The sequence below is a fragment of the Echinicola jeungdonensis genome (genome assembly GCF_030409905.1).
GTDB classification, from domain to species: Bacteria; Bacteroidota; Bacteroidia; order Cytophagales; family Cyclobacteriaceae; genus Echinicola; species Echinicola jeungdonensis.
Map to the genome: position 1 here is coordinate 3,118,397 of NZ_JAUFQT010000001.1, position 11,872 is coordinate 3,130,268.

The window sequence follows — 11,872 nt, forward strand, 5'->3', positions numbered from 1 at the left end:
TACTGGTTTAAAATGTGCCTTTAAAACGGTGGTCAAGTTTTGGATGCCGAATGGGTTTTAGTGGAATTTGACTTCCTCCGGTACCCTCTAACCAGTTCCATACTTGGTTTCTGAGGTCTTTGGATAATTCCTTGAAATCAGGATCACGGATCAGATTATTCATTTCGTAGGGGTCATTTTTGATATCATATAATTCATTGATGTCCCAAACCCCATGGTTGAAAATATATTTGTATTGGTCTGTTCTGATTGCAAAGACGGTTGGGGTGGAAGGAAAGGCCATTTCCCAATAATACTCATAAAATACCCTGTCCCTCCATGGAATTTCTTTTTGCTCCAATAAGGGCAGAAACGATCTTCCCTGAATCTGTTCAGGCGTTTGGTCCAATCCTGCCACTTCTAATAAAGTAGGGGCAATATCAATATTCATGACCATGGAATTTACCTTTACACCCGGCTGAACTTTTGATGGATATTTTACCAGCATGGGCACTTTCATGGATTCTTCATATGCATGCCGCTTATCGATCAGGCCATGCTCGCCAAAAGAAAAACCATTGTCCCCCATATAAATCACGATGGTGTTTTCTTCAAGGCCTTTTTCTTCCAGCCAATCCATCACTCTTCCAATGCTTTCATCCAATGCCATTAGAGTTTCCAGATACCTTTTATAAAATTTATCAAAGGGGATTTGGCCATGGTACATATGATCTACTCCATGCCAGCTATATCGCTGTGCCCTTACCCAATCAGGTATATCTTTAAAATTCACATGGGTTTCTGGGGATTTATTGATGTCCCCATAAAATTCACTGCTATCTGTTGCAGTCAAGTACATAGATGGAGGGGTGACAATGGGAAGGGTGTCATACATTCCTTTATGCCTTTCGGCCGGCATAAATTCGGAATGGACAGCCTTGTGGGAAAGATAAAGCATAAAGGGTTGGTCTTCCTTTAAGCTATTGAGCCAATCCAAAGCATGGTCAGTTAGCCTGTCAGAAGTGTAACTTCCCTCCGGTTGTTGAATCCTTTCACCATTTATATTAAACTCAGGATTATAATAAACCCCTTGTCCCCGGAAACTCACCCAGTGGTCAAAACCTGGCTGGGGCATGTCATCAGTATTTCCCATGTGCCATTTTCCGAAAAATCCGGTTTTGTAATCCATTTCCTGAAGGTATTGAGGAAAGAAGGTCAAGCCTTCGGGCAATGGTGCGCTATTGTCCACAATGGTATGGGTGTGGGCATACTGCCCGGTCAAAATGGAGGCCCTGCTGGGAGAACAAAGTGAAGTGCTGACAAAGGCATTGACCATATGAGCACCCTCATTGGCTAATCGGTCCATATTGGGAGTTTGAAGACCTGGCACCGCCCCGGTAAATCCCATAAAATCATATCTGTGATCGTCGGAAAGGATAAAAACAATATTGGGTTTTTCCTTTTGCCCGAATGCTTGGATATTGAGGCAATAAACTAATAATATTATTATGAATACATTTTTATGCATTTTGAGATTATTTTGGGTTATTCGTGTTTGCTAAGTGAAATTTTAGAATCACCCTGAAGAGGGGGATTGCTTTATTTTGTCCAATTAACTTTTCCTGTGGAGACCTCACTGGAATTTCCCCCTATCATGATCTCAAATTCTCCAGGTTCCCAAACATAATCCAGATTATGGTTATAGAATTTTAGGTCCTCTGGGCTGATTTCAAATTCTATTGTTTTGGTTTCTCCGGCTTTGAGGAAAACCTTTTGAAATCCTTTTAACTCCTTAACTGGGCGGGTCATTGTACCTACCAAATCCCTGATATATAATTGGACCACTTCTGCTCCATCATAATCACCGGTGTTAGCTAATGAGATACTTGCAGTAAGTTTTTGATCCCTTTCCAAGTTGTTGCTGCTTAGATTGATATCACCATATTCAAAGGTGGTATAGCTCAGACCATAGCCAAATGGATATAAGGGCTTATTGGAAACATCCAGGAAATTGGAGCGGAATTTTTGGAACCATTCTCCCTCAGGTAATGGTCTGCCAGTGTTTTTATGGTTATAGTAAATTGGAATTTGTCCTGTGTTTTGGGGAAAGGTGGAAGTGAGTTTTCCAGAAGGATTTACATCTCCAAATAATACATCTGAAATAGCGTCCCCACCTTCACTGCCAGCAAACCAAACATTGAGAATGGAAGGAATATTTTCCTTTTCCCAATTGATGGCTAAAGGTCTGCCAGTAAAAAGCACCATAACCACTGGCTTTCCGGTTTTTACCAAGGCTTTTAATAAATTCCTTTGGGTTTCAGGTAATTCTATATTGCTACGGCTGGATGATTCACCACTCATTTCAGCAGATTCTCCCATAGCTGCCACAATTACATCTGCTCCACTTGCTACTTCTAGGGCTTCCTGGATCAAAGCCTCTTCGGACCGGTCATCCCTATAGGTTGGTTTTCCAAAAACACTGATCCTGGATTCCAGTTCAGGGTTTTCCACAAAATTGGCTCCTTTTGCCGTTACAATGCGAGCCTTATCCCCAATAGCCTTTTCAATACCTTCTTTAAGCGATATGGATTCATCAAATCTTGCTGCCACACTCCAGGTTCCCGGCATATTTTGCTTATTATCAGCCATGGGACCGATCAATGCAATAGTGCCTTCCTTTTTGAGGGGAAGGATCTGGTCCTGATTTTTGAGGAGGACAAATGTTTGAGCGGCTATTTCCCGTGCGATTTGCCTGTTTTCATTTGAAAAAACTTCTTTTTTGGACCTTTCAAGATCGCAGTAACGATAAGGATCATCAAATAGGCCCAGTTTAATCTTGGCCTTTAAAATCAATCTGCAGGCATCATCAATTTGTTTTTCTGTAATGATTCCTTCTTCAAGGGATTTTTGAAGAGTAGTTAAAAATCCTTCCCCGACCATATCCATATGGATACCGGCATTAAGCGCCAGGGCTGAAACCGTCTGCAAATCACCCATGCCATGGGCAATCATTTCATTAATGGCGGTATAATCTGTCACCACAAATCCATCAAAGCCCCATTGGTTTCTTAAAACTTCAGTAAAAAGCCATTTATTGCCACTAGCAGGGATTCCCTCCACTTCATTGAAGGCGGTCATCACGGTTTCTACCCCGGCCTCTACAGCTGCTTTATAAGGGGGGAAATATTCATTGTACATCCTTTGGCGGCTCATGTCAACGGTGTTGTAATCCCTTCCTGCTTCGGGTGCTCCATATAACGCAAAATGTTTGACGCAGGCCAAGATGGTGTTAGGCTGGCTCAGGTCTTCTCCCTGATAGCCCCTTACCATGGCTTTGGCAATTTGAGCTCCCAGATAAGGATCCTCTCCACTGCCTTCAGAAACCCTGCCCCATCTAGGATCCCTTGAAATGTCCGTCATCGGAGAAAAGGTCCAATGTATCCCGTCAGCACTTGCCTCCCTGGCTGCCACCCTGGCTGATTTTTCTATCAGATCCAAGTCCCAACTGCAGGATAAACCTAAGGGAATTGGGAAAACGGTTTCGTATCCGTGTATGACATCCATTGCAAATAATAACGGGATTCCCAAGCGGCTTTCCTCAACTGCCACTTGCTGCACATCCCTGATTTTTTCAACGGTTTTGATATTGAAAAGACCACCAACCTTTCCAGCTTTGATCTTCTCGGCAATATTTGAACTGGCAGCCTGGCCGGTGGTGAAATCACCTGCTGCAGGTAAATTCAACTGGCCAATTTTTTCTTCTAGGGTCATTAAAGCCAAAACAGAATCCGCCTTTTGAGTCCATTGATCCTCCACGCTTTCTTTGCTTGCAGGCGGTGAACAAGATCCAAGGCCTACAATGGAGAATATGACGCCTATCAAAAGTTTTTTTGGATTTAAACATTTGAGCATATAAGAAATAGGTTTTTTGGGTAAAAGCTTCATTTTTAATATTGATTAGGTTTAATAGGTATGATCTTAATAGCTAAAGTCGAGCCGCCCCAATCCGGAACGAATGTCTTGGTCTTCCATAAATAGATCCCACAACAAACCGGTACGGTGATTTTCTATCATGATAATGATTGGACCCTGATCGATGGCCAGATAACTGTCGGCATACCATCCTTCAGTTATATTGAAAGCATCATAAAATCCATAATCTCCCCATAATCGGTCCCCAAGCAAATAGTAATAGTGATTTAATGCTTTCATGGATCCCTCCGGGGTGTAGGGAAATGAAGAAAGCGCAGCTGTTGGAGTAATGACTCCAAGGTCATTGGTAGGGGAATGGGCGGAGTATCCCAAATGATTATCACTTGCAGTGAGCCCCCAACTATTTTCCGAATAACCCACAAAACCTTTTGGGTTCCTTGCACAATATGCCTGATTGATGAGGGAGTGATTTACATTTTGCTCCCAATAGTTGGCATATTGATCAGATAAATTTCTAGGGTCCAGGCCCAGAAAACTATAATGGGCAAAAAACAAAGGGCCTCCATATTCATTTCCCAGTGGTAGGTTATATTGGTAGTAAGTTTGCCCATTGATGATTCCTCCTTGTCTGGCCCAGCCCTGATCATAAACTGCCTTTTCAATAGGGTAAGTAGGGGAGGATGCTGCCAGTACGTATACAATCAAAGATTCATTATAACCTCTTATGGGAAGGTTTATTTCCCACTGGTATTCAGGAGACCAATGCCAATACAAAACATCTTGCCCCCCTTGTGTGTACCAATCCCATTCCACTTCATGCCAAAGTTGGGTGATGGTATCTATGATTGCTTTCTCCTCCGGAATGTTTTGATTCAGGTAAGCTTTAACGGAAAGCAGTCCCTGAATCATGAAGGCTGTTTCAACCAAATCACCACCATTATCTCTTTGGCTAAATGGAATGGTTTCCCCTGTATTACCATTCATCCAATGGGGCCATACACCATGGAATCGATCGGCTTGAGCAAGGAAATTGACAATTTTGGTCCACCTTTCCACCGCTTGATTCCTGGTGATAAAGCCTCTTTCTACCCCCACAATCAAAGCCATTACCCCAAAGCCTGATCCTCCAATGGTGACCAAATTGCCTGAAGTATTCCTTTCCCTTGCGAGTCCACTATTTTCATGGGCAAAATCCCAGAAATAACGGAATGTTTGAGCCTGAACTTTGGTCATCAGTTCCTCTTCTGATATCATTGGGAACTTTGGGGATTCGTCAATTTCAGCATAAAATGATTCCGTAAACCCTTCAAAAGTTTCGCCATTGATACCTTTTAAAGATTCATCAATTTCAAGGGTGTATTGGGAAAGAAATTGGAGAGCGGTATTACCGGTAATGGTGACCTCCCGGCCGTCATTGGAAAAGGAATATTGCAAATTTGGTGCATTGGGTCCGTTAAGACTTATTGCATTTTGCAGGGATTCCTGATCGATGGGGATTGAAAATTGGACCTTTATGGAAAAGGAAACAGGAACATCAACAATGGTTCCGGTTGGAGTTGAATTACTGTTTTCGATGGTGAATGATCCAACTTGAATTTCCTCAAGGATGGTCTTGAAAAACACCTCTTTTCTTGGAAAGTTAACTCCATTGGCACTTTTTAGAGAATTTGATATTTCTATCCGGTATTGGGTTCCCCTTTTCAAAACTCCCTGGGAATTGATCACGACAGATCGATTTCCGGATAGGAGGTTGGTGGTAATGTTGACCGGAGTGTTTCCTTCATGCAAGGTGATCGCCCCCGCCACATGAGAAGGTGAAACCGGACTTGAAAATGTTAGGGTAATAGATCGGTCTACAGGAATGTTTTCAGTTATAGGAGCATTCAAATTGATTGTCAAATCCCCTGCAGAAACCTCCAACAACCCAAAAGATGGATCCCCGTTTTCATCATCATTACATCTGAAAAAAAGGGCAAGGCAGACTAAAAGAAGCAGAGAATACCGCATTTTTTACGAGTAAAGTTAAATGAGGACCCGGAAATTTTCCGGGTCCTTTTGGTTATCAACAATAGGCTTAAGGTTGTTCGTTTGCCATGATTTCCTGAATCTCACTTGCTGTAAGGGCTTTATTAAAGATTCGTAATTCATCAATAAAGCTCAAATCAGATAAGTGGTTGAATCCAGTAAACCTCGGAGCACCTGATGCAATGGAAATAATATCACATTCCGCCCAGCTAATTCCAGGAAAGCTGCCCTGGCTGACCACTTCTCCATTGATGTAAACTGCACATGCTGCTTCAGAAATGGTAAAAGCCATATGGACCCATCCAGTGTTAGTAGTGGGGTCAATAGATGCTGCAGCACCACCGTCAAACCAATTTTCTCCATCACCATTCCCGACATTTAATTTAAAGATCTGATTGGTGGGGCCCCCTTCCCTAAAGAACCTGAATCCTTCAGTTCTATCGTTTTGGGAATTGGGGTTGTCCGGATCTGGAGGTCCAATTACTAAAATCCCTGCCCTTGTAGGGTCAGCATTTATTTTATACCAGAATGAAGCACTGATTTCATTATTCAATAACCCTGTAGTGGGAAGGGTTAGGTAAGATCCAGTTGCACCCGCATAGGCATTTAAGCCTTCGACACTCTCTCCAGCAAACCCTGGGTTACCCACTGTGGTTGCTTCTGTGATGCTTACCAATTCCATATAGTCTCCATCAAATGGCATGTAAAATATTTCACCGTCATATTCAGGATTATATGGAGGGACTTTTTCAAAATTAACACTGCTTGTTGTGGACTTTCCATTGATGTCTGTGGCAACAATGGTAAGTGTGTGTTGACCATTGGTGAGGTTTTCATAAGTAAATTCCTCAATTGCCCTTCTGTAATCTATAAAACTATCAAATGTGGCAATTTCACTTCCATCCAAGCTCACGGTTATAGATTGGATTTCTATATCATCTGTTACTTCGAATTGGATGTTGATTGGGGTCACATCTTCCGTCACCCGTATCATTGTTCCCTCTAATGGGTAGTCGATCATTACTTCCGGGCTTTCTTCATCGGAACCCGGATCAACATGTTGGATATCATCAATATATTCATCATCACAGCCAAAGCTTAAAAGGAGCAATGCTGCTATTATCATATTAAAGGTTTTCATCTGCATAGTATTTTTTTGAATGGTAAAATCCCTGAGTCATTAGCCTTGGTCGGCTGCTTCTTTTAACTGAGGTAGAATTCCCTGTTGCCCCAAAGGATAAGGGAGAAACCGGTCTTCCGTTGGTTCGTATTCTCTACCGCCGTAGTTCAATTCTGAAGTCCTACCATAGCGGACAAGGTCATAGAAACGAATACCCCATTCCATGCCAAACTCAGCGAATTTTTCATCCAGTACCTGATCTAATGTTACTCCGGTAATATTTCCCAACCCCACCCTGGATCTTACCGCATTGACTGCGTCATCTGCAGACATTGCAGAACTGGTTGCTCCATTGACCAATGCTTCTGCGTGCATAAGCAGTACTTCTGAATACCTAATGCAAGTGAAATTTTTATTTTCTCCATAGTTAAACCTTCCTTCGGTTAATTGCACGGAGGGTAAGTAATGCTTACCGCTCAGGAAATTATACCTGGGATGGTTGTTGAAAATATCCCCGTCGGGTGATTCATTGGAAATCCAATTTGGAAGGTCAGAATAATTAGGATCGGATTGGATCTCTGAAATTCCATCAGGGGTAAACAATACTGTTGTTTGGAGCCTTTCCCGTTCTCCCCGGTCAAGCATAAACTTGATATATTTTACACTGGGTTCCCAGAAGCCCCATCCGGAACTGGCACCTGCTACTGCAGGAGTCCAACTTGATGGGCCGAAAAAGTTCCATAAATACCTGTTTACAGTACCTGTAGATGTTCCATAATCTGAATATTGAAGCTCCAAGAGGTTCTCGTCGCTTAATTTTCCTGGAATTTTAAATAATTGGTAATAATCAGGTTGCAAGGTGAACAAACCACTGCTAATAATTTGTCCAGTAGCATCAGCCACCTGTTGGTAATTTTGCAGTTCCAGCTGAGCCATTGCTTTTACTGCCAATGCAGTGGAACGGGTTACGCCTCCGCGTATATCCGAACGCTGATTGGGATGGACACTAGGAAGGGTAGGGATTGCCTCATCCATTTGGTCGGAAATGTGTTGCATGACCTCTTCAAAGGTGGATAATTCCACATTAAATAAATGGCTGGGCTCTGAGCTTTCCGGTATAAGAATGCTTCCCCACAATCTGGCAAGCTGTAAAAGTTCAAACCCCCTCAATACTTTAATTTCAGCAATATATTGTTGGGAATTGGTGGAATTGGCACCTGCTTCCTCGTATTTTTGGATTTCTTCCATGGCGCCATGCCAATACAAAATATCGGAATAAAGGTTCAGCCAGGTAGAATTATACATCCAGAAATTTCTGTCATAGCGGAATTCATCAGTTTCAATTAAAGGAAACTGGTCCCCAGCTGCATTGACGTCATCCCCCCTTACGGAGATAATGGGGAAAGTTTCCCATTGCAGATTATAAAACTGGCCATATGCTCCATAAAGCATTAGGACCATATCTTCTGACTGGGAATAATCAGTTTCTTGGGCAATGAGTTCATTTTCTAACGGCTCATCCAGCAGGTCATTACAAGACGTGGTGAAGGTCAGCGCCAATATCATTGCCAAGGCATATATTTTATATATTATATTTTTCATGGTTTGCTTGGTTTATTAATTAAAATTTGACGTTTAATCCTACAGTGTACACAGCCGGGATTGGGTAAACCTGTCGGTCTATTCCATTAGCTACTTCTGGATTAAACCCGTTGTAATTAAAAACCGTCAGCGGCCTTTCCGCTGTTAGGGTGATGCTGGTTGCCGGCATCATCATTCCCATCAATTCTTTGTCAAGCAGGGAGTAAGTCAACCGGACATTTTGTACTCTGAAGTAAGAACCATCTTCTACGAAATAATCGCTCATATTTTGGTTCCACCCTTTTCTTATTCCAGCAGCAGAAGGGTAACGATTGGAAGTGCCTTCACCTCTCCAGAGGTTTTTGACCAGTTCAGCATCAATGTTGGTGTCATTGGTAAAGATGACTTCCCCTCTTTTTCTGTTGAGGATATCATGACCTGATTGGCCTTGAATCAGTGCAGAGAAATCCAGGTTTTTGTAAGTAATTCCCAGGTTGACCCCATAGGTGAGGTCAGGTAGGAAAGATCCAAGGATTACCCTGTCTTCATCATTGACCACCATGTCTCCATTTTGGTCCCTGAAAATGAAATCTCCTGGAACCAGATTGTTGTCATTAATAAATTCCTGGGTATAACCACTGTTATTTATTTGTTCTTCACTTTGGAACACACCTACCACCTCGTAGCCAAAAAATGCTTGATAGGGTTCGCCGATGCGAGAAATTTGTCGGAATTCTGCAGATCCTGCACCTAAACCATCCGCACCCCCTAGGCCTTGAACGGTATTTTTAAGTGTTGCAAAATTTCCTCCGATATAATAGGAGAATTCGTTGGAAACAGCATTTTTCCAGTTTATGGAAACTTCCAATCCTTGGTTTCTGATTTCCCCGACACTTCTACGTTCCGTAGAACGGAAAACAGGGGGGATGATGCTGACGGAAAGGTTTTCAGTATCTCTGATAAAATAATCAGCTTCCAGGGATAAACGGTCTCCGAAAAATCTAGCGTTCAATCCAAAGTTTTTCTCGACGGTTGTTTCCCATTGTTCGATCAGGTCAAATGTTGGGTTTAATCTTCTACCAATCACCCGGACATCATTGATCGCTGCACTGGTTTCTTCCAGGGTGGGAACTCCCACTGAAGGGCTGATACCGTCATTACCCAGCTGTCCCCATGAGGCCCTTAATTTTAAAAAGTCTATGCCATCCACTTGGAAGAAATCTTCTTCTGTAATAGCCCACCCAGCAGCAACTGTGGCGAAATTACCCCATTTTTTCTGGAATTTATTATTACCATCCCTACGGAAGGTTCCGTACAATAAGTACCTTTCATCAAAATTATATGCGACTCTTCCAAAGAATGATTGATAAAAAAGGCGAGAATTAATGGTAGAGCCATTTGAATCTCCAATGGAATTAAGGTCAAAATTTTGGGCATTGGATAGGTACCAGTACTGTTCGTTTTCCCAAGTTGGATTGGGAGTAATTCCTTCCCCTCTGGCAAATAAAACCTCACTGTATTCACTTCTAAAGGAATGGCCAAGTGTTACTGTTAAGTTATGATCTCCAAAGAAATTCGAATAAGTGAAGAAGTTGTCCCAAATTTGATCATAGGCACTGAAACTTTGCCTTCTGATAGAAGATTGGGATTCGGTAACCCCATCATTAAAAGCAAAATTCAAATTTCGGTCATTGATCGTTTCCAATTTGTAGTTGTATGCTGTTCGGAACCGGAGAATATTTGGAATGATTTGAATTTCAGAATGGAAGTTACCATTGATTTTGGCAATGTTTTTCCTGTTGTCATTATATAAAAGTGGATAAAAGGGGTTTTGACTACCCCTGTAACCAATTTGTTGGGCATTGGACAATTGGAAAGGATTAGCAGCCGTATTCGTTTCGTCATAAACAGGAATGATTGGAACGGCAAAATAGCTTCTAAACCAAGCCGCATTTTCTCCCACATATTGTCTGGCTACAGAGAAATTAAAATTGCCCCCTACGGTGATCCAATCCCTAATCTCAGTATCCATTTTGGCCCTGATGTTAACCCTTTTATAATTGTTTCGGGTCTCATTAAGTAAACCTTCTTGGTCGAAATAACTTCCTCCAATAGAGTATTTAGTTTTTTCCGACCCTCCATTAAAGGATAAACTGTGGTTTTGGATGGAGGCCGGGCTCATAATTTCTGAATACCAATCGGTATTGACGGCTGGAATATTGGGATCTATCCGGCTACGGCCATAACGTTGCATGGCATTGTTGACAAAAGCAATGTCTGCGGCTGAACCAGTTTCGTTCACATATTGAACAAATTGTTGGGTGTTGGCCATTTGCAAAACATTTTGAGGTACCTGGGTACCATAATAACCATCATAAACTATTTCTGGTTTCTGCTCGTAATTTCCGGTTTTGGTTTCGATCAGAATCACTCCGTTAGAGGCCCTAACACCATAAATGGCAGCTGCAGAGGCATCTTTCAATACTGAAATGGTTTCAATGTCATTGGGGTTTAGGAAGTCGATGTTTTCAAAAAACATCCCATCCACTACATACAATGGGGCGGCACCTCCTTCAAATGATCCCACACCCCTAACCCGTACTGTTGGGGAGGAGCCTGGAGCACCGCTGCTTACAATTTGCACACCGGCAACTCTACCTTGCAGGGATTGCATGGCATTGGAAGTTGGAGTTCGGACAATTTCATCCGATTTTATTGTTGTAATAGCAGAAGTCAAATCTTTTTCCCTTTGCGTACCATAACCAATGATTACCACTTCCTCCAGTGAACTGATACTTTCCGTTAAGATTACGTTCAGGTTGGTCTGGCCATTTAAAGTTATTTCCTGGCTTTGAAATCCGATAAATGAAAAAGTCAAACTTGCATCAGGTGAACTCACTGTAAAGGAGAACTCACCATCCAGATTGGTTACCGTACCATTATTGGTTCCTTTTTCCAAAATGTTTACACCGGGGATCGGTTCCCCATTTGGGTCTGATACCGTTCCCGAGACATTTGTTTGTTGAGCAATTGTGGAGAAGGTAATGGTCAAAAATGCCATTACCATTAACATCCATAGCTTTCCTAAATAAGGGATTTTGGGTTTCCATGATTCCTTACTGTTTCGTAAAGAGTTAATCATAAGAGTTTGGGTTTTGGGTTTTACTAATTTAATTCCAAATAAATTTTCAATCGTTTGCAAGAGCGCCCTTTGCGAAATAAAAGGTAGGTTAA

6 protein-coding genes are annotated in these 11,872 nt (G+C 42.1%); all 6 read right to left on the bottom strand.

Annotation, left to right across the window (positions count from 1 at the left end):
• Positions 1 to 7 precede the first annotated feature (7 nt).
• Entirely contained in the window at positions 8 to 1,507 is a 1,500-nt protein-coding gene (locus tag QWY93_RS12980) for a sulfatase family protein (RefSeq protein WP_290248691.1), read from the bottom strand.
• A 71-nt stretch (positions 1,508 to 1,578) separates the two neighbouring features.
• Complete coding sequence (gene bglX, locus QWY93_RS12985) at positions 1,579 to 3,891, bottom strand: beta-glucosidase BglX (protein ID WP_290248692.1); 2,313 nt, start codon at positions 3,889 to 3,891, stop codon at positions 1,579 to 1,581.
• A gap of 66 nt (positions 3,892 to 3,957) precedes the next feature.
• The gene (locus QWY93_RS12990) at positions 3,958 to 5,919 is read right to left on the bottom strand and encodes a glucoamylase family protein (protein WP_290248693.1); all 1,962 of its coding nucleotides are present in this window, start codon (positions 5,917 to 5,919) and stop codon (positions 3,958 to 3,960) included.
• 67 nt (positions 5,920 to 5,986) lie between these two features.
• Positions 5,987 to 7,078 (bottom strand): LamG-like jellyroll fold domain-containing protein, encoded by a 1,092-nt coding sequence (locus tag QWY93_RS12995; protein ID WP_290248694.1) that lies wholly within the window; start codon positions 7,076 to 7,078, stop codon positions 5,987 to 5,989.
• Between the two features lie 39 nt (positions 7,079 to 7,117).
• Positions 7,118 to 8,659, bottom strand: a complete 1,542-nt coding sequence (locus QWY93_RS13000; RefSeq protein WP_290248697.1) for a RagB/SusD family nutrient uptake outer membrane protein — start codon at positions 8,657 to 8,659, stop codon at positions 7,118 to 7,120.
• Positions 8,660 to 8,678: 19 nt separating this feature from the next.
• A complete protein-coding gene (locus QWY93_RS13005) occupies positions 8,679 to 11,780 on the bottom strand; it encodes a SusC/RagA family TonB-linked outer membrane protein (protein WP_290248698.1) in 3,102 nt (1,033 codons plus the stop codon).
• Between the last annotated feature and the right edge of the window lie 92 nt (positions 11,781 to 11,872).

Excerpts from the sequence above, each read along its gene's own strand:
- QWY93_RS13000 (WP_290248697.1), bottom strand. The coding sequence starts at position 8,659 with ATGAAAAATATAATATATAAAATATATGCCTTGGCAATGATATTGGCG.
- QWY93_RS12995 (WP_290248694.1), bottom strand. The coding sequence starts at position 7,078 with ATGAAAACCTTTAATATGATAATAGCAGCATTGCTCCTTTTAAGCTTT.
- QWY93_RS12990 (WP_290248693.1), bottom strand. The coding sequence starts at position 5,919 with ATGCGGTATTCTCTGCTTCTTTTAGTCTGCCTTGCCCTTTTTTTCAGA.
- bglX (WP_290248692.1), bottom strand. The coding sequence starts at position 3,891 with ATGCTCAAATGTTTAAATCCAAAAAAACTTTTGATAGGCGTCATATTC.
- QWY93_RS13005 (WP_290248698.1), bottom strand. The coding sequence starts at position 11,780 with ATGATTAACTCTTTACGAAACAGTAAGGAATCATGGAAACCCAAAATC.
- QWY93_RS12980 (WP_290248691.1), bottom strand. The coding sequence starts at position 1,507 with ATGCATAAAAATGTATTCATAATAATATTATTAGTTTATTGCCTCAAT.